Origin of the sequence: Colwellia sp. PAMC 21821, from assembly GCF_002077175.1 — a bacterium.
Lineage (GTDB): Bacteria > Pseudomonadota > Gammaproteobacteria > Enterobacterales > Alteromonadaceae > Cognaticolwellia.
In genome coordinates this window covers 48108-67219 of record NZ_CP014943.1, presented here as the reverse complement: position 1 = coordinate 67219, position 19112 = coordinate 48108, and the positions used below count along the sequence as shown (strand labels likewise).

At 36.2% G+C, this 19112-nt stretch carries 20 protein-coding genes; 12 read left to right on the top strand and 8 right to left on the bottom strand.

Annotation, left to right across the window (positions count from 1 at the left end):
* The first annotated feature begins 386 nt into the window (after nt 1-386).
* Nucleotides 387-1388: a GGDEF domain-containing response regulator gene (locus tag A3Q33_RS00275; protein ID WP_081177884.1), complete on the top strand. Its 1002-nt coding sequence runs from the start codon at nt 387-389 to the stop codon at nt 1386-1388.
* Between the two features lie 18 nt (nt 1389-1406).
* Nucleotides 1407-1625 (top strand): histidine kinase, encoded by a 219-nt coding sequence (locus tag A3Q33_RS00270; RefSeq protein WP_081177883.1) that lies wholly within the window; start codon nt 1407-1409, stop codon nt 1623-1625.
* A 155-nt stretch (nt 1626-1780) separates the two neighbouring features.
* Here the strand turns inward: A3Q33_RS00270 and A3Q33_RS00265 are convergent, their stop codons facing one another.
* Nucleotides 1781-2311 carry an Mpo1 family 2-hydroxy fatty acid dioxygenase gene (locus tag A3Q33_RS00265; RefSeq protein WP_081177882.1) on the bottom strand — a complete coding sequence of 177 codons (531 nt, stop codon included), beginning with the start codon at nt 2309-2311 and terminating at the stop codon, nt 1781-1783.
* 222 nt (nt 2312-2533) lie between these two features.
* Between A3Q33_RS00265 and A3Q33_RS00260 the strand changes: the two genes are divergently transcribed.
* The 5 genes from A3Q33_RS00260 to A3Q33_RS00240 all read left to right on the top strand — a co-directional run bounded on the left by A3Q33_RS00260 (nt 2534) and on the right by A3Q33_RS00240 (nt 5730).
* On the top strand, nt 2534-2878 hold the full coding sequence (locus A3Q33_RS00260) for a YajD family HNH nuclease (protein WP_081177881.1): 345 nt from the start codon (nt 2534-2536) through the stop codon (nt 2876-2878).
* A 43-nt stretch (nt 2879-2921) separates the two neighbouring features.
* Nucleotides 2922-3872, top strand: coding sequence for a DUF808 domain-containing protein (locus tag A3Q33_RS00255; protein ID WP_081177880.1), 951 nt, complete (start codon nt 2922-2924; stop codon nt 3870-3872).
* A gap of 135 nt (nt 3873-4007) precedes the next feature.
* Nucleotides 4008-4343 carry a ribosome hibernation-promoting factor, HPF/YfiA family gene (gene hpf / locus A3Q33_RS00250; RefSeq protein WP_081177879.1) on the top strand — a complete coding sequence of 112 codons (336 nt, stop codon included), beginning with the start codon at nt 4008-4010 and terminating at the stop codon, nt 4341-4343.
* Nucleotides 4344-4800: 457 nt separating this feature from the next.
* Nucleotides 4801-5097, top strand: a complete 297-nt coding sequence (locus tag A3Q33_RS00245; RefSeq protein WP_081177878.1) for a DUF6172 family protein — start codon at nt 4801-4803, stop codon at nt 5095-5097.
* A 183-nt stretch (nt 5098-5280) separates the two neighbouring features.
* The gene (locus A3Q33_RS00240) at nt 5281-5730 is read left to right on the top strand and encodes a serpin family protein (protein ID WP_081177877.1); all 450 of its coding nucleotides are present in this window, start codon (nt 5281-5283) and stop codon (nt 5728-5730) included.
* Nucleotides 5731-5828: 98 nt separating this feature from the next.
* Here the strand turns inward: A3Q33_RS00240 and A3Q33_RS00235 are convergent, their stop codons facing one another.
* From A3Q33_RS00235 to A3Q33_RS00220, 4 genes are all read right to left on the bottom strand, one after another.
* Nucleotides 5829-6752, bottom strand: a complete 924-nt coding sequence (locus A3Q33_RS00235; protein ID WP_081177876.1) for a histone deacetylase family protein — start codon at nt 6750-6752, stop codon at nt 5829-5831.
* Nucleotides 6753-6834: 82 nt separating this feature from the next.
* Nucleotides 6835-8670 carry a GNAT family N-acetyltransferase gene (locus tag A3Q33_RS00230; RefSeq protein WP_081177875.1) on the bottom strand — a complete coding sequence of 612 codons (1836 nt, stop codon included), beginning with the start codon at nt 8668-8670 and terminating at the stop codon, nt 6835-6837.
* 247 nt (nt 8671-8917) lie between these two features.
* On the bottom strand, nt 8918-10087 hold the full coding sequence (locus A3Q33_RS00225; protein ID WP_231295745.1) for a hypothetical protein: 1170 nt from the start codon (nt 10085-10087) through the stop codon (nt 8918-8920).
* A 366-nt stretch (nt 10088-10453) separates the two neighbouring features.
* Nucleotides 10454-10720, bottom strand: coding sequence for a CBU_0592 family membrane protein (locus tag A3Q33_RS00220; RefSeq protein ID WP_081177874.1), 267 nt, complete (start codon nt 10718-10720; stop codon nt 10454-10456).
* 436 nt (nt 10721-11156) lie between these two features.
* On the opposite strand from A3Q33_RS00220, the gene A3Q33_RS00215 reads away from it, so the two are divergent.
* Nucleotides 11157-12053 (top strand): alpha/beta fold hydrolase, encoded by an 897-nt coding sequence (locus A3Q33_RS00215; protein WP_081177873.1) that lies wholly within the window; start codon nt 11157-11159, stop codon nt 12051-12053.
* A gap of 72 nt (nt 12054-12125) precedes the next feature.
* On the opposite strand, the gene A3Q33_RS00210 is transcribed toward A3Q33_RS00215, so the two are convergent.
* On the bottom strand, nt 12126-13499 hold the full coding sequence (locus A3Q33_RS00210; RefSeq protein WP_081177872.1) for a hypothetical protein: 1374 nt from the start codon (nt 13497-13499) through the stop codon (nt 12126-12128).
* A gap of 405 nt (nt 13500-13904) precedes the next feature.
* Here A3Q33_RS00210 and A3Q33_RS00205 point away from each other — a divergent pair, with 405 nt between their 5' ends.
* A complete protein-coding gene (locus tag A3Q33_RS00205) occupies nt 13905-15734 on the top strand; it encodes a tetratricopeptide repeat-containing diguanylate cyclase (RefSeq protein ID WP_196798020.1) in 1830 nt (609 codons plus the stop codon).
* A gap of 70 nt (nt 15735-15804) precedes the next feature.
* Nucleotides 15805-16146 (top strand): Fis family transcriptional regulator, encoded by a 342-nt coding sequence (locus A3Q33_RS00200; protein WP_081177870.1) that lies wholly within the window; start codon nt 15805-15807, stop codon nt 16144-16146.
* Between the two features lie 4 nt (nt 16147-16150).
* On the opposite strand, the gene A3Q33_RS00195 is transcribed toward A3Q33_RS00200, so the two are convergent.
* Nucleotides 16151-16765 (bottom strand): LysE/ArgO family amino acid transporter, encoded by a 615-nt coding sequence (locus A3Q33_RS00195; RefSeq protein ID WP_081177869.1) that lies wholly within the window; start codon nt 16763-16765, stop codon nt 16151-16153.
* A 149-nt stretch (nt 16766-16914) separates the two neighbouring features.
* Between A3Q33_RS00195 and A3Q33_RS00190 the strand changes: the two genes are divergently transcribed.
* Complete coding sequence (locus tag A3Q33_RS00190) at nt 16915-17808, top strand: LysR family transcriptional regulator ArgP (RefSeq protein ID WP_353615514.1); 894 nt, start codon at nt 16915-16917, stop codon at nt 17806-17808.
* 101 nt (nt 17809-17909) lie between these two features.
* Nucleotides 17910-18401 carry a GNAT family N-acetyltransferase gene (locus tag A3Q33_RS00185; RefSeq protein WP_081177867.1) on the top strand — a complete coding sequence of 164 codons (492 nt, stop codon included), beginning with the start codon at nt 17910-17912 and terminating at the stop codon, nt 18399-18401.
* Here A3Q33_RS00185 and A3Q33_RS00180 read toward each other — a convergent pair.
* Complete coding sequence (locus tag A3Q33_RS00180) at nt 18370-19104, bottom strand: SDR family oxidoreductase (protein WP_081177866.1); 735 nt, start codon at nt 19102-19104, stop codon at nt 18370-18372. The two genes, A3Q33_RS00185 and A3Q33_RS00180, sit on opposite strands and share 32 nt — an antisense overlap.
* Between the last annotated feature and the right edge of the window lie 8 nt (nt 19105-19112).

Genomic DNA, 19112 nt, shown 5'->3' with positions numbered 1-19112 from the left:
GATATAAAGATGATGTTATAAACGGTAGCATACTGATAATATTTCAAAAAGTATCTATTTTATCTCTAATTCTAATGTATTCACTAATATTATTGTATGGATACAATTCAAGTCGAGGTTAAGTAAAGGGAGTCGTTAAGCTTTGATATAATATTACAAGAAACGAGATATGGTAAAAGTGCATTGCTTTAAAGATTGTAAATGCTACACAGAGTGTGACCATCTTACTTGTTAAGATGATTAAATATAACTCATCTGAAAGTTTTTTTTTATAATCACCTAGATATCAAGTTCTTATGTTAACATCTCAAGTTGGCACTTTATCTGCTTAATTAGTAGTTATAAGCCCGATAAATGTAATTCAATAGCTATTCAGGAGTATATAAATGGTTAACTCCCATTTTGTGAGCGGTCATATAGAAGGGAAGTTAAAGTCATCCTTCGCCAATAGTGACCTAGAAAAGCAAACCCTAATGATAGTGGATGATTACCGCAGTAACCTAGAAGCGTTGGATGCCTTATTTAGTTCTCAGTATACAGTGGTTTTACAAGACAACGCCAAAGACGCAATCAAGTATGCCACTGAGCAAAATGTAGATCTTATTTTGTTGGACGTGGATATGCCGGTAATGAATGGCTATGAAGCCTGCGACGTCTTAAAGTCTAACTCGATAACTGCCGATATTCCGATTATTTTTGTTACCGCTGCAGAGAGTGCGGATGAAGAAGAAAAAGGATTGCTGCTTGGCGCGGTCGACTACGTTGTTAAGCCCGTAAATCTGAACATTCTACGCGCGCGAGTGCTCAATCACATGGAATTAGTTTATTACCGCAAGAAACTGGAAATTTTATCTTGTATCGATGGATTAACCGGTGCGTCTAATCGCAGACAACTCGACATTATGCTACAGCAAAACTGTGCGTCAACGACAAGGTCAGGACACTGTCTGTCGTTGCTAATGATAGATATCGATGATTTCAAGTTATACAATGATACATATGGTCACACACAAGGGGACCAATGTTTAAAGGATATCGCTCAAAGTATTATGTCTGTTCAGCGCAGAGAAACCGATGTAATAGGCAGGTATGGTGGAGAGGAATTTGCAGTTGTTTTACCGGAAACTGATGCTGATGGCGGCTTGGTTGTTGCAAATGAGGTGTTAAACCGCATACGTGACTTGAATATTGAACATGCTGGTAGTTCGTTTCACAAAATAGTGACAGTTAGTATAGGTTTGGTAACTTTTGTAGCAGAGCAAAAGAACCATCAGGAAATAAACTTGGAAGATTTCGTCAATCATGCAGATTCACAATTATACAAGGCCAAAGATAATGGCAAAAACTGTGTATGCCACGCTACAGTAAAAGCTGCAGTGACTCAATAATCTTAGGTAGATAGAATCATGAAAAATATCGAACTACCCGTGTTTGAAAAATTTATTCACAACGTTAGAAACCCGTTAAATAGTATTGTTTTACATGCAGAATTAGGGAAAATGCTAATTGATAATGATGCGGATGTTGAGCAAATTAAAAATGCCTTTACGGTCATTTTACAACAGTGCAAAGGTTGTGAGCAATTATTGATGGATATGAGAAAAAATAATGCCAACGACACTTAGATGATCTTGATAACTGATTGTAACGCACAAGTGCCCGAGGATACCATTTAAGATAAATGGCCACTAAATCAGAAGCTTGAAGTGTGTAGGGCAAGATTGTTTTATACGCTAATTGTCTGCGTTATAAAGCGGAGAGAAACTACTTATATGAGTAATTAGTAATTTTTGCGCTCTATTAAACGACGTTTTTCTATAGCCAACGGCGTTATATTGCTAGCAAGGTTTTTCTCTAACCCTAGCGCAAAATACGTTTCCGCCATTAAAAATAAAGGACCAATTGCTAAGCCCATAATATCGTCTAAGAAGGCTGGTTTAGCTTTTTCATAAATATGGCCAATAAATTGAATAATCCAACCGACTACAAACGCTATTATGGCTATCCATAATGCACTTTCCATATTTGATACTAAGCTAGCAAGATAAATGTTGATTGCAATGTAGAGCAACATACCGATGGCTAACTTGAAATGTAACTTTAAATAGTAGAGCATTGCAATGGTGAAAAATATTACCGCAGGTGTGTAACTTAATGTTTTTCCGGTTATTTCTATGGTGAAAATGTGTAAGCTTAACAATACTGTAATAGCCCAAACAATGAGAGGAACGCCTACAAAGTGGGTTATTATATTGTGCTTATTAAAGTGCACACTCTTGTAATTAGATAATTGTTCTTCAACTGTTTTCATGCCAGTTCCTTATTCATCTATAGTCAAATATCATGGCAAGTAATTGTTTAGAAGTAAAGAGAGCAGACCAGAGTATCGTGACAAATTTTACCATTTTTAACTTGCCGATTAAAAAACTTCTCTAGGTTCTATAGCTCTTTATGAATGATTATAACTACCGTATTGCAGTTGTGCTGTCTTACTCATACAATAACAGCATTAGTTACTGAAAAAGTTAATATTATGTCCTCAGATACATTAGGCTCAAGCCTTAATTATAAACGCCAAGAGCAAGGTTATCGCGATCGTGCATTGAAGCTATATCCTTGGGTTTGTGGGCGTTGTGCTCGAGCGTTTGAATATTCAAATATAAGAGAGTTAACGGTTCATCATATGGATCATGATCATACCAACAACCCGAATGATGGCAGTAATTGGGAGCTACTTTGTATTTACTGCCACGACAATGAACATGCGAAATACACTGATCATGCAAATTATCACACGGAAATTAAGGCGGGTGATAGTAATCAAGACACCGCAACATATAACCCGTTTGCAGATCTAAAATCGCTACTAAAAAAATAATACCTTAACTAACCTACAATGATATTGATGAAAGGAACTTAAAGTGGCAGGTGCAAGTTTATTAACCTTACTTGACGATATTGCAACGGTGCTAGATGACGTTGCAATTCTATCGAAAGTGGCTGTGAAAAAAACAGCGGGTGTTCTCGGTGATGATTTGGCCCTTAATGCTGAACAAGTCTCCGGCGTAAAAGCTAATAGAGAGCTGCCGGTTGTTTGGGCTGTTGCCAAAGGCTCATTTCTCAACAAGTTAATTTTAGTTCCTTCCGCTTTATTAATCAGTGCATTTTTACCGCCACTAATCACTGTTTTATTAGTGCTCGGTGGCCTGTTCCTCTGCTTTGAAGGGTTTGAAAAAGTTTCTCATAAATTCTTTCATAGTAAGAAAGAATTAACTGCTGAGCATCAAGCCTTGGTTAAATCGGTTAGCGATGCAAATATCGACATTGCAGCCTTAGAAAAAGAAAAAATTAAAGGTGCTATTCGTACCGATTTCATCCTTTCTGCAGAAATAGTGGTCATTGTATTAGGCTCAGTTCAAGACGCACCGTTTCTAACACAAGTGTTGGTTGTTTCTGCATTGGCTATAGCGATTACTGTTGGCGTTTATGGGCTTGTTGCTTGCATTGTTAAATTAGATGACCTTGGACTATATTTACTGCGTAAATCAGTATCAGGACGTTTTAATACCTTACAAAGATCTGTTGGCAGGGGCTTATTAATTTTTGCACCGTTTTTAATGAAGCTATTAACCATAGTCGGCACTATTGCTATGTTTCTTGTTGGTGGTGGCATTATTGTTCATAGTTTTTCGTGGCTTAACCGTCAATTTCATCATATTGAACAATGGATAGGACAATATCTTGGAACATTTTCGGAAAGTATTTTATCTATTTTACTAGATGGCATTACCGGAATTATTGCTGGTGGTCTAGTATTGGCTATTGTTAGCCTAATATCTAGATTAAAAAATCGTCAAACCGACGTTATATAGATATATGTTTCAGCTAATTTTTATTAACAATTTCAATTGCATAGTGTGTAGATTACAAAATATTTCATTTTTGCTATTGTTTTTTGTCATCATCGCCCTGAGTATATAATTGAAGACAACAAATAAGGTAGCAATATGAAAATAATCATTTCCGGACATCACGTTGAAATTACCGAAGGTATAAACTTAGCAGTTGAGAATAAATTTGCCAAAGTTGCTAAGCATTTCCCAAGCCTAATGACCTTAGAAGTCATTATTACCGTAGAGCCACATCAACAGAAATTAGAAGTATCTACCATTTATGAGGGAGCAACCGTTTCAGTTAACGCTGCCGACAAAGAATTATATGCCGCGATAGCAAGTGCTGCGAGCAAGCTTGAAGCTGCTTTAGCGCATCGCAAAGGTGTATTGTCAGCTAAGCAAAAAAAGAAGTATGAAGTAGAGCAATCAAACGCATTTGAGAGTCCTTAAACCTAGCTGGTAAATATTAATAAAAAACACAAAGGCCGTTATTAAACGGCCTTTTTATATTCAGTGTTAATGATATGAGGCGATCACACAGATGTGAAAGAATAGCGATAGCAGCGCTCCCCTAAGTCATTCTGCCTAGCTACGCTTTAGACCACCTCTATAACTCCCTCACGCATAACTCTAGTCACGACATTTTTAATACCATACTCGCCGTTAATTCGACACAAATAAAAAAGTTGATGAACTATATCGATTAAATTTTCATCCACTTACGCAGGCTTTGAAAAAGGGTGAGGTAATAAACTAAAGTATAAGTTCAACATAAACGTTAAGGTTATTTAACTAACAATTAGATGAAGTATGGCTATTACTGAAATGTTTACGTAAAATAGCGACATTGGCTTTATATGATAATATTTTACTATAAAGCGTACTTTTATTTGCTCCAAGGAATTTCATGAAAAAAACATTCGAGTTAACTCACCCAAAAATCAAAGTCGCTAGAATGATTGAGTCAGCGAAACACGAAGTTAAAAAATATTTAAAACGTGAACGTAATAAAACGCTACCTGAAGGTGCTGATTATTGGGATTTTGATTGTAAAATTGGTAAAACTGAGCAAACGGCTGATGTTATTCATGTCACGACGATTAGTCAGGAAATTGATACGATTTTAGCAGAAGATACGACTTCATTTTATCTTGAAATCTTAGTTAAACCTGCCACTCGTACATTTGAAGAAAAAGAGCTTTAAAGTTTATTAATTCAATAGTCGTAAGTTAATTGTGCGTTTAAAATAAAGTTTATAAACGCACAACATTACCGTTCAAGCTTCCTTCCACAACATTATCTTTTATCTTTTCAGAACATTCGCAATTCAGCGTGTATTAACTATACTTCTGCTGTCGATTTTTCGACAAACAAAGGAGAGTATAAAATGAAACATATCGTCAAGTTTTTTGGATTATGTTGCATACTCTTTGCCTTTTCTTCTCAAGCAGAACTTGAGATCTATAAAGATTATGACCTTGGTAGTGAAATTATTTCAATGACCACCGTGCGTATTGACCCCAATATGGAGGATATCTATTTAGCAGGACTTCGAGAAAGTTGGGTGAAAGCCGTTCGCATGCAAAAAAAATTAGGCTACATTAAAGACTGGAAAATTTATAGCAGCGAACTGCCACAAAGTGGTGACTTTAATATGGTGTTAATGGTTATTTTTGAGAAAAGTAGTGATTTAGAACCAAATCAAGAAAAATACAATACCTTTATGAAAAGTTGGGGTAATGCCAATAAAGAAAATTCTCGAGAAATAACGAAAACCTATCCAAATGTAAGAACCTTAACGGGTGAATATCGTTTAAGAGAAATCATGATTAAGTAGCTTAGGCATTAAGCTTGTTATATACCTAAAGCCTGTGCTTTAGGTATAGTTTTAATCACACTTAATTTGATTAGCCAGGTGAATTTATCAATTTGGTATTAATAGCCAATTAATCCATTAATATGCGCGACAGCACTTCTTCCTAAAGCGTTAAGCGCATAGCCACCTTCAAGCACAGACACAATACGACCTTGAGCATATTTATCGGCAATATCTTTAAGTTGGTCAGTTACCCAACGGTAATCTTCATCCACTAAACATACTTGTGACATTTCGTCTTCTATATGCGCGTCGAAGCCTGCTGAAATAAATATTATTTGCGGTTTGAACTGCTTTAACGCTGGTAACCAATGCTCCAGAATCGCTTCTCTAAAGTCATTACTTTTTGTTGTTGCCGCTAAAGGTGTATTAATGATTGGTGGTTTGGTACTTTCTTGCACTTCAAATGGGTAAAGCGGATATTGATAAGTAGAACAAAATAAATAGCCTTTTTTATCTTTTATAATGTTTTCTGTACCGTTGCCGTGATGAACGTCAAAGTCAACAATAGCGACGCGCTTTAATTTATATTTTTCTTTAGCATAGGCGGCAGCAATAGCGACATTATTAAAAAAACAAAATCCCATACCTTTATCGTATTCAGCATGATGACCAGGGGGTCTGGTTGCGCAGAACGCTGACGAAATTTCTTTTGACATCACTAGGTCTACCGCATCTTTGGCGGCACCAGCGGAAAGTAAAGCAGCATTAAGTGTATTTGGATTCATAACCGTATCGTCATCAACGTTATACGTACCTTCAGTTGGTGCATTGGCAAAAATTGATGCTATATAGTTTTTGTCATGCGCTAAATAAAGTAGTTCTTTATCAATAGGTTTTGCATCAAACTGTTTAATAACATACTCAAGACCGCTACGTATAAGCTGATCCTGAATAGCAGCCATACGTGCTGGCGCTTCAGGATGATGCTCGCCCATGTCATGTGTTAAGCACTGGTGATGACTAATAACGCCAACGGTCATATTGATACTCCTTTATACCTTCAATGCTAAGCGTTATTTACACATAACCTAGCGATTCAAATGTTGTTAATGTTTGTTTTAATTATAGGGTGTAAGCCAAGCTTACTTCGTCATAACCGTCGGATGGTTTTCTTAAAAAACCTGCTTTTTCAAATACTTTCAACATAGGCGCATTGTCTCGCCTGACACTTGCTATTAATTGCTCAACTCCACGAATTTTAGCAATAGTTATTATTTCCGTCAGCAATGCTTTAGCCATACCTTTACCCCGTTTACTTTCTTTAATAACGAATGCAACTTCAGCACTATTATTCGCTTCAAGATAATAATAACGGCCAACACCTTGAATAGATTCACCGAGATGATCGCGTTCTGTTAAACATAAGGCTAAATCGATATGCTGATTTACACTGACCAAGTCACACGATTTTTCACGGGTCATTTGTGTTGTATGGTGGTTGTATCGCATCATTAATGTTTCTTGATTATGGGAGTAAAAAAACTCCTGTAGCTTACGTTCGTCAGCTGGTGACAACGCACGAAGAAAGTATTCTGAATCAGCAAATGTAAAACGCTTTATTTCTACTTCGCCAAGTTCAGGTACTGATGTTGGGGTGTTTTCTTGGTATTCAGGTACCCAATAGTGCTTACGAACATCTTTAAGTAATTGGTCACGAAATTTAGGATGTGCAATTCGGATCAACTCTAAAGCCCGTTCTCGAATGCTTTTTCCTTGCAGCGAAGCAATACCGTACTCAGTGACAACATATGAAACATGTCCTCGAGAAGTTACTACACCACCACCTTCGGTAATATGTGCAACGATACGCGATATTTTACCGTCTTTGGTTGTTGAAGGGAGGGCGATGATAGGCTTACCACCTTTACTTAAAGAGGCGCCGCGAATAAAGTCGACTTGCCCACCAATGCCACTATAAAAATGATAACCAATGGAGTCTGATACTACTTGACCGGTTAAATCGACTTCAATAGCGCTATTAATAGACACCATCTTGTCATTACGTGCGATATTTACGGGTGAATTGACATGCTCGCTGGGATAAAATTCAACATGGGGATTACCATCAACAAACTTGTATAAGCGACGCGTTCCAACGCAAAAACTGACCACGGTTTTACCCTTGTGGAAGGTTTTTTTACGGTTATTAATTACACCAGAAAGCATTAAGTCGATAATGCCATCAGAAATCAGTTCACTATGCACGCCTAAGTCTTTATGTTTAGCTAAATAGCGCAAAACTGCCGAAGGAATATTACCAATGCCAATTTGGATAGTAGAGCCGTTGTCGACTAACATTGCTACATACTGGCCTACTTGTTCGGTTACACGGTCTATGACAGGTATCGGCGTTTCTGGTAAGTATTGTTGCACGGTCATAGCAGCATGAATTTGATTGACATGAACAAAGCTATGACCATTAGTGCGAGGCATTTTAGGGTTAATTTGTGCAATGACATATTTCGCTTTATTTATCGCAGCCTGAATAATGTCAACACTGACACCTAATGAGCAATAGCCATATTCATCCGGCGGACTAACCATAATTAAAGCAACGTCTAGTGGTAAAATATTTTCATTAAATAACTTTGGAATTTCAGATAAGAATGAAGGGGTGTAATCTGCACGGCCTTCATTAATTGCTTTACGAATTTTTTCTCCACCAATAAAAAAAGCGTTAACCTTGAATAAATCTTTGTGTTTTGGTTCTACCCAAACATCATCTGAAAGCGTCAAAATATGCACGACTTCAATGTCATGCAAACCTTGGCTATTGGCAATAATATCCTCAATTAATGCATTAGGTACTGCAGCATTTGAGCCAATAAAAATTCGATTGCCAGATTTGAGATATTTAGACCAGTCGATTGTAGTGTTGAATTGTTTCTCTATTGGCATAATTCTCTCTGTTAGCGAAACTGCGATAGTTAATTTATCACAGAACTTATTTGAGTATGACCTAATGATTAATTTATTACTTGATGTGAATCAAACCTAATGCTTTATTGCACTAAATAATTTTTGTACGTGAGTCTCGCAGTTAGATCTGACTTTATAGAATGTCTTTCATCTATGTTAAATACAAAAAAGCCCAATGAAATTGGGCTATTTTATTGTTACTTCAGTCAAAAAATTAAAGCTAAAGTTAGCCAAAAATATTACGCATTAAAGTAATGGCTTGGTCAACAGTTTTACCGTCTTTAACACTATTCACTATCGTGCTACGCATGTTAAGTATAAAGTCAGGAATATCATCTGCTTCAAAAGCTTTATCAACAATAGCTTCTGCTGAAGCTTTACTTCGTTTTACGGCTTTAGCCACACCAATTTTAATTTTTTTAGGTTTATCACGCATACGTATATAGTTTGAATTTGCCGCTAACGAATTATCAGCAAATAAAAATAGATCAATTAATACTGCTCGATTTTGCCAAAGCTGAAGTTCAATTTCATCGCTTGGCGCTTCGCTGCGCCACCACTGTGTATTTCTAATACCAGCAATCATTTCATGCCAATAATCATCAAAACTTTGGTTGTTTAGTTTTACCAAGCCTAGGCCTTGTGAAAGGGTATCTATTTTTCCGCTAGTTAATGCAATAAATTGGTCTGGTCGGCGCATAGCCAATAATCGTGTGGCTGCACTCAATGGTGCTTTTTCTTCATTGGAATGATCAGTAAATATGGCCTGATAAGCATTAACAAAGCTTTCATAGTTTGCCAATGTAACATCACCGTCCAAGGGAATGTTTGCAAGGGCTTGATCAAAGGCTTGTGGATGAGATTTTAATAGTTGATGAAAAGTTTTAGCACCACGCGTTCCGGCAAACCACTCTACATCAAAGTCATAAACACTAATATCATGCTGGGCGCTATGTTTGCCTGCAAAAGCTAGTCTGTCTTCATCAATCATATCAGCCAATTTATTACTGCGTATTGTGGCAATATAGTCTAATAGTTTTAGTCTTTCAGGCAAGGCCTGTAACGCAGCATGTTCTTTTATAAAGTCAGTAAATATAGGCCATGGGATAATACGAGCCATTTTTAATTGACAAGCACTAACACCGTTAGACATTGTGTCTTGTAATTTCTTTAAAGGCTTTTGTTGGCTTGGCTCTAATAAGTCATGGTTTATGTCATGTAAGCAAATTCGATATAACTCTCTGCACCAGTTAAGAAAGTTATCAGGATGATTTTCTACTTTTACGGCCATTAAATTAAGGCTGATCTCAGCGACAAACGATAAAGCGTTTTGGTAAATTGACTGTTCGGTAGCACTAAGCGACATGGCATTTGGCGAGGTAAGTAATTTTCTCATGAGACAATATTTCCGACGATAAAAACATAAAAATAGGGCGGCATGATACGTGTAAAATCGGCTAACGCAAGCGATAAAGTGTAATTTAATAGAGAAATGAACAACTGATGTTTAAAGCAACAACATATGGGGACTTAATCAACTAAAACCTATGGCCATACAATTATTATAACTGGCTAGACATAGATTTTAGCGTTGAAAATATTAATGACCAACTGATTTATTAACCGCTCATTTTAAAAGGTAGAATGAAAACTACAGTGCTATAAAATGGTGTCAGTAGCATAACTAACGCTATTTTAGGACCTGTATTTATCCCTATTTTCTTCTGAAAAAATAAACGACTTAACTAGTCAAATCGGTAGATTATTCAACCGCTATTGTTTGTTTTGATTTTGTATAATATTTTACTAAACCGATTACTGAGGCAGAAATCCAGAAGAGTTCAATGACAAAACTTGCTAAATTAAAGTTGTAGCAAAGACTGATCAACAGTAAAACAGCACCAGAAAGGTTGATTAAGTTATACGCTAAACTCTTTGGATTTATTTTTTCCAGTTGTAGCATTATAAATGCGCCAACAACGAGAATGGTTCCAGACATACCAATGATATCGAATAAAATATCAATCATAATGAACTCCAAGCTATAGAGGGTGATCCAAAATGCTGGCCCTATCCGTGGGTTGGATCGTTTTCGTTCCGTGAAACAGCTTGTCGTTTTACTGCAAATAACCAAAGCTATAATGCTAAAATTATTGGTACAGTAATTTATTATTTTATGCAGGTTATCTCTAAAGATAAAGTAACAAACTGTTACTCGTTTATTCCCAAGTCAAAAGTTACCAAGTCAAAAGTTACCAAGTTAAAAATATTTAAAGCATAAATTCGATGTTATACCAATGAGATGTAGTTAATCGATACTGTCTTATAAAAAATTGATTTTTGCTACTTGTTCTTTGTTTTGAAGAAAAGTACCCTAACCTCTGGTCTGACCATTGTATCTATTTAGTTAGCATTAATAAAAAGCTAAATTCTAACAGGTAGTGAATAATTATGAGTAAAAGCTAATGCAACAAGAATCAATTTATATAAGCGATGGTGAAGATCAGCTTCACTTACGTCATATCTGGAAGAATGTGGGCGGTGTGCCAATTTTTATGTTGCATGGCTTAATTGAGAACGGCTTTATTTTTTATACAGAAAAAGGTAAGGGATTAGCCTGTTATCTTGCAGAACAAGGTTTTGATGTTTATGTTGCTGACTTACGTGGGCGAGGGAAAAGCCGACCAGCGATAAATTCGACATCGACATTCGGCCAATACGAAGCTATCACAAGAGATATTCCGTTATTTTTAGAAAAAATACAGCATTTAAATAGCCAAAAAGTTCATCTTATTGCGCATTCATGGGGAGGCGTATTAATAACGAGCTTTTTGGCTCGATATCCGCAATGGCTTGCTAAAGTTCACACTAAAACGTGTTTTGGAACCAAGCGAGTTGTCACGGTTAAAACCTTTGAAGCTTATTTCAAATTAGGTTTAATGTGGCGCTATATCGCACCAATATTAGCAAAAAAACGGGGCTATTTTGATGCGAAAAAATTTAAATTTGGCTCTGATAGTGAAACACTTTTGTCGCTAAAAGAAAGTATAGCATGGGTTATTCCAGGACAATGGCGTGATCAAAATGATGGTTTTGACTACTTTCTTGCCGCACAAAATGTGACTTGGCCACCCACTTGGCATTTTACCGGTATCAATGATCAAGCTTTAGGGCACAAGCAAGATGTAAAGTTGTTTATTGACGAATGTGGCAATAGCGCAGCAAAATTTTCAGTACTTTCAAAACAGGCGGGTAACTTAGCCGATTATGACCACATTAATATTTTAACTCATGCGCAGTCGGTACATGATCACTTTCCAAAACTTGTTACTTGGCTAAAAGCACAGGCATTAAATAGCTGATAAAAAGTTAAATATGGCCAGATTTTAACTTAGCTTAACTGCAGGCTAAATGGTGAAATAAAAAGTGAATTATTAATCATCGTCATCTGCTTTCATCGCCTCTATGTTCACAATAGTAGAACGATTTAAAGTAATTTTAAAACGTTGTATTTGTTGTAAATCTTGTTTATCCGTTTGCATTAACACTACATTTATTTGGTAACGACGCTCAACCGCTTGCTTTGTTACTTTACTGCCATCTAGAGAATATAAGCGACCTTCACCTTTTTTTAAAAAGCGTATAAAGGGGGTTAAATTAAAATAGATACGCTGCTGAATTTCTTCATAGCCGGGCATAAAGCTTTTGGCATTTACTTTTGTGTCACTGCGAAAGTGCAGTAATTGCGCTGCCTGTTTATTTTGATGACGTCGGTTTTGAAATAATTTATCAACTTGCTTGGGTAAGTCTTTATTACGAATGTATTCCAGCCAAATTGTTTGGCTTGCAATACGATTTTTATTTACACTATTGGTGTAAATATTCCTCCATTTAGGCAATCCTTTTTGAATATAACGCCAAATAACACGAGTAATATCGTCTTTAAATATTTCCCTTAAGCCATAAACAAAACCTAGCATGCCCACTAAGGCAATGGTTACTTCAGTAAAATTAGCACGAGCATTAAGCACTAACATCATCACAAAAGCCATAATTACTGCCGTCACAGAGCCACTGACAATACGCTTTAAATTTCGATTAAGACTTTTAACTTCTTGCTGAAGCACTACACCGTACTCGATTAATCGCTGCAGCAAGCGCATTTTATTAGTAATGCGATTAGGATCGTCTAAGGTAATTTGTGAATTATATTGATTGGCTTCACGGTATTCACTTTCACTACGACATAGGGCGAACAAAAAATTTCTTTCGGTACTAAAGTCACTACTTTTAGGTCCACGAGAAAGCAACCTTAAAAACGATTGCTCTACTTGCCAGCTGAGGTAGTTGTCGGCATTCTCAAAAAATGGACTAAGCTTTTTGTCTGGAGGGGTATATCGTCTAAGCTTTTTCAATAAACCAGAAATTTGCTCTGCTAACACAATGGCTTGAGGATAAAAACTTTCGCTTTCTCTAAGCTTAATCGTCTGTTTTATATCAGTGTCTAAGGCAATTATAATCTGATAAGAGAATAAATTAAGGTTAAGCCGATAATCACTTTGCTCACCTTTAGTTTGACTAATAAAGCGGCTACGCACTAAAGGTATGTGTAATTGGTCTGAGTAATAAGCACTGTGATTTTCAATGCTGCTATGAAAATAATGCTCTTCAGCTAAGGTTTTAGGGCCTATACCCATTTCAACCGGTAATGAAAAATATAAATCCAGTCTTTGATGATCATTAGGCAATAACTGGTAACTAACCTTAATGGAAAGGTTTTCGTCTTGGGTAAGTTTGGTATTGTTCACTTATATTCCCTGCTCCTCGTCAGTTTATTTGCCAAGCCAGTATTGATTAATTATGCCTTACTATACGCTATTTTGGTGTAAATACTGCTAACTTATAGATGATTGAATGTATCTAAATTTAATCATAAATCAATAACTAATATACCATGTGCTAATGAAATTTATGCTCCGTGAATAAGGTTTTTCACTCTATATAATCGTTTTTATAAAAAGGTGTTCTGTTGCGTAAAATCATCAGTTTTTGCTAAAATAAGTTCTCAATATAGGCGCAATTTGTAGACACTATATTGAACTATATCAATATAATATAGTGCTGATATCCCGTACAAATTTAATACATTTATAGTAATATAATGTAAGCTGTAGCTCAACAATGGAATGTGTACACAAAATGGAATTTATAAAATGAACTTCACTAGTAGATATCCACTACTTAATTTCAAGAATATTATACTTCTTCTTTCTGTGCTTATACTAACAAAAGCACACGCCCTAGAAACTCGAGAACATTATACTGAATTAAAAAGCTTTCAGCATTTAAATTCAGATAAAAATCGTATATTTGTTAAGGACTTGCTGGATAATATTGACTTGCCAGGCTATGCAGAGTTACAAGCTCCTATTTATGCTTATATAGCAAAGCTAAAAGTTAAAAGTGGTAATTGGCTCGAGGGTAAATATTATCTCGATTTAGCCATTTCAAAGCTTTCTTTGGTTAAAAATGATGAATTATATATTGACTCTTTAGAAAGTATTAGCGGTATATATCTAATTCGCGGAGATTATGCTGAAACAATAAACTATGTCCAAAAAATGGCTGATTATGCCCATGATTCGAAAAATAAACGTGGTGAAATCGTAGCTTTAAATCGCTTAGCCTTGAGCTATATTCAATTAGATCTTTTTCAATTAGCTGTTGAACCTTTACAAATGGCACTTACGTTAGCACGTGAAACGAAAAACTATGATGGGGAGTTTCTAGCTACACTGTATTTAATTGGAGTACGTATTAATCTACCTGGAACGTCCCCGCAAGAAACCCACAAAATAACTATAGTTGCTGAAAATATTCCGTCGAGATTAAATACAAATAATGGCTATTTACTTCGATTTAAAGGGGTAGTACAACAACAATTAGGAAATTTTTCAGCAGCAGAAAAATGGCTGAAATTAGGGCTAAATAAAGCTGAATCTGATCATGATGTTCGTTTGTTACAATCAGTGAGTAAAAACTTAGCAGAGCTATATTTAGAAACTAATAAGCCCTTACTCGCGCTTGATTATGCCATCACGAGTTTACGCTACAATAATAAAATTCCGCATAGTAATGATAGTGCTGCTATCCAGTATTTACTCAGCAATATTTATCAGTTGATGGGAGATGATAAAAATTCACTGAAATACTTACGTGCCTATGCAGATATCCAACTTTTAGCGAATGAAACTAATACCATAAGTTTAGTTACCACTATGGATAAACGCATTGAGAATATTAAAAGTCAGCAAAAATATACAGAGCTTAATAACTCATTCTTAATGAATAAAATTTTAGTGGAAGAGAATAAAAATAAACATCAGCAGTCTATTTTTATTATTATTGCATTAGGGCTAGTTGTTTGCTTTTTTATTATCGTATTTCTTGTTCATCATCGGATGTTAAAAGCGCAAGTAGTAACATCGATGAAAGATGGCTTAACTGGCTTATTTTGTCGAAGTTATTTAAAAAGTTATTTACCGGCGGTGCAGTCTCGATTTGAGCGAGAAACTGATCCTGACCTTTCGTTAGGTGCGTTAATAATTGATTGTGATGATTTTAAATTCATTAATGACACATTTGGACATGCGGGTGGTGATAAAGCATTAAAAGCTATTGTGAATACAATAACTACTCAAATTAGGGAGCATGACCTGCTTATTCGCTGGGGAGGAGATGAATTTGTTTTGATTTGCGAGTCAGTTAGTCATAGCCAAATACGTGAACTTGCGAAAAGAATCATTCGTAGTATTAATGATTTGCTAATAGAATACGATCAGGCGACGCTATCAGTCACCATATCAGCAGGTTATGCTCTACATGATAAAAATGAAAAATTTAATTTTGATGAATTGATAAAAGCAGCAGACGATTTTTTATTAACGACAAAAAGATCTGGAAAAAATAACTATTTGGGCAGTAAGTCTAATAGTTTAAGCGCAACTGAGTTTTCAAAAATATTTTCTAAAGGTCTTGTATAAATGCTTTTGTAGATAAGGTATAAAGACCATGTAAAGTCAAAGTCAATTTCAAAGGTAATGTTATTAAGTCATGCGTAAATCAGATAAAAAATTGGATAATCAAATAGTCAAGGCGCTAACTCAGGTTTGCCACTCCGCGTTAGACGAAATCGACGGCTTTAAGTGGTTAACACACACCGTAAATTTTGATAAATTTCCAGACAGTTTAAAAATCGTTTGTGTTTTTGACAGTAATATTACGTTAGCAACTTATTTGAAGTCATCTGATAACAATGGCTTAGCGTCGATGATTTCCAGTAGTCTTGCTGATATTGGCATTGAGCTTAAAAATGCTAAAAACCAAATAGAGCTAGACAGCGAAGAGAACTGTACGCTGTATCACGGTGGAAATTGGCGTAATAGACTTGCTTAAGCGACTATAAGCTATTAAATAATGACCATGCTATGCCGCACATGACTAATCCAACGAGTATATCAATTACTCTTTTTACTTTAGCTTGACTAAGCCAAGGTGACATTTTTGCCGCAGCGCCTGCTAAACTATAAAACCACAGCATAGAAGCCAGCATGGTGCCGACTGCAAATGCAATTTTTTCATTACCTTCAAATTGGCCACCAACACTGCCCAATATCAGTACCGTATCAAGATAAACATGTGGATTCAATAACGTTACTGCTAACGTTGAAGCAATAACTAGCCAAGGTTTTTTATTTGTTTTTCCGGCTTTATCTTGCACTTTATTATAATTATTAAGCCATGCTTGGCGAAATGACAAACCTGCATAACCAGATAAAAATACGATACCGCCCCAAGAAATAACCGTTACTAAGGTTGGTGATGTAGCGATAAGTTTTGCACCACCAAATACACCTAATGCAATCAGTACCACATCACATAGCATACAAATTGATGCGGCCAAAAAATGATGATTTTTTTTAATACCATGATTTAACACATGAGAATTTTGCGCGCCAAGTGGAATAATCATACTGCCACCTAAAAAAAGACCTTGTAGAAGAGGTGAAAACATTTTGCTCCAAAAAATATCAGGGTGTTAGTCATTGCGGCTAATATATCGAATCAAAATCGATAAATATAATTAATGATTTTTATCTTTGATTAGTTTTGCTAATGTGACTGTATTAAATCAACATTAGCAACTAGTAGGAGTGAATTACTTTGTTCGATTATAAGCTATTACATGCATTGAGCGTGGTGGTGGATGAACAAAATTTTGATAAAGCCGCCTCGGTATTAGCTATTACACAATCTGCTGTATCTCAGCGGATTAAAAGCTTAGAGCAAGCGATAGGCCAACCGGTATTAATTCGAGCACAACCCATAGTAGCAACCGGTATTGGTAAGAAATTACTGGCTCACTATCAACAGGTTAAACTACTTGAACAAGATATTATCCCTGAAATTTCAGGTGATAAAAAAAACGAAACAATAACGGCAAACATCGCCAGTAATGCTGACAGTTTAGCCACTTGGCTGATCACAGCCATTGGTGATGTTTGTCATGAATATAATGTCGCGATAAATTTTCGATTGGCCGATGAAAATAGAACCATTCATTATTTAAAAGACGGTGAAGTGTTTGGCGCGCTGAGCACGCATGCTCATGCTTTACCTGGCTGTACATTAGATAAGCTCGGCGATATGCATTATTTATTAGTCGCTTCGCCAAGTTTCATCAAACGTTATTTTTCTGATGGTATTAATGAGCAATCATTGGCCAGAGCCCCCGCGGTAGCTTATGATCAAAAAGATGATATGCACATTAAATATATTGAAAAAACCTTTGGCTTAACAGGGGGGTCTTACCCTTGCCATACGGTGCGATCTTCAGAAGCTTTTGTTAACTTCGCCAAGCAGGGATTAGCCTATTGTTTGATCCCTAAACTGCAAATACAAGCTGAACTTGCCTCAGCAGAGCTGATAAATTTAATGCCAGAACACCCCATTATTAGAACACTTTACTGGCATCATTGGGTATTGTTGAAAGGGGTTTTTAAAGAGTTTTCAACTGCGATAATTGCACGAGCGCAACATGCGTTAAATAATCAATAATAGTATTACATATTATATGCCTTTACTATTAAGCCAAGAAACTATTAAGCCAAGAAACTATTAAGCCAAGAAAAAGCCAATAAATTCATCAGGAGTTAAATGTGAGCAATTTAGTCGTAAGAAAAGCAACCGCAGACGATACCAGTATATTATTTAAATTTATTATAGATCTCGCCATATATGAAAAAGCTGAACATGAAGTTTTAGCCACAGAGCAAACAATAAAAGAAAGCATTTTTGCTGAAAACAGTCATGTTTTCGCCTTAATTTGTGAGCTTGACGGTGTCGCGATTGGCTCAGCCATTTACTTCTTTAATTATTCCACTTGGTTAGCTAAATCAGGCCTGTATTTAGAAGATTTATACGTTATGCCAGAATATCGTGGTAAAGGTGCAGGCGTTAAATTACTAAAAGCCATGGCAAAAATAGCGGTTGAAAAAGATTGTGCACGATTTGAATGGAGCTGTTTAGATTGGAATACGCCTTCAAGAGAATTTTACCATTCATTAGGGGCTGTCGCACAAGAAGAGTGGGTTGGCTATCGTATGACCGGTAAAACACTTAGTAATTTTGCAGCTGATCTGACTGAATAATCGTAATTCCTGATGGTGGATGTTCAGCGTAAGCGAGCATAGCATTCGCCACCTTGACGGCTTGAATTACGCGATATTTTTTTGGGATCATAAATGCTAGCGCGTTCATCAATACACTGCCAAATTGTTCCCCGAGTCGAAAATCATCACGTTGGCCTGATAACATTGATGGACGAAATAGGCCGAGGTGGACAAAGCCAATGTCACTTAATGCTGACTCTATTTTCCCTTTTACTTGGTTATAAAATATAGAAGAAGATTCATTTGCTGCCATTGCGGTTACGATGGCAAAAAGCGGTGTATTTTGACGATAAAAATGTTTGGCTATGATCAGTGGGTACTGGTGATCAATTTTACTAAAGGCTGATTTAGATCCTGCTTTTTTTATCGTACTGCCAAGAGTACAAAAGATATGATCAATTTTTGCTAGGTCAGCGATATTAGTTGTTAATTTTGGTTGTTGCTTTTCACTAGCGAGTTCGTAGCGCGTTAATTCTTCTGCTAAATGCTCAAAATCAACTTGTCTTTGTTCAAGCTTGTTGTGCTCTATAGCGAGGGGCTTGCGCACTAGGGCGACAACTTTACTGTAATTGCTACTGTCCAAAAGTTGCATCAACAAATGTTGCCCCACTAAACCGCTAGCGCCAATAATTAAAGCAACTTTCGGCTGACCTTGAAATTGTTCAACGGGTTGTATTGTCATTTTTTCTC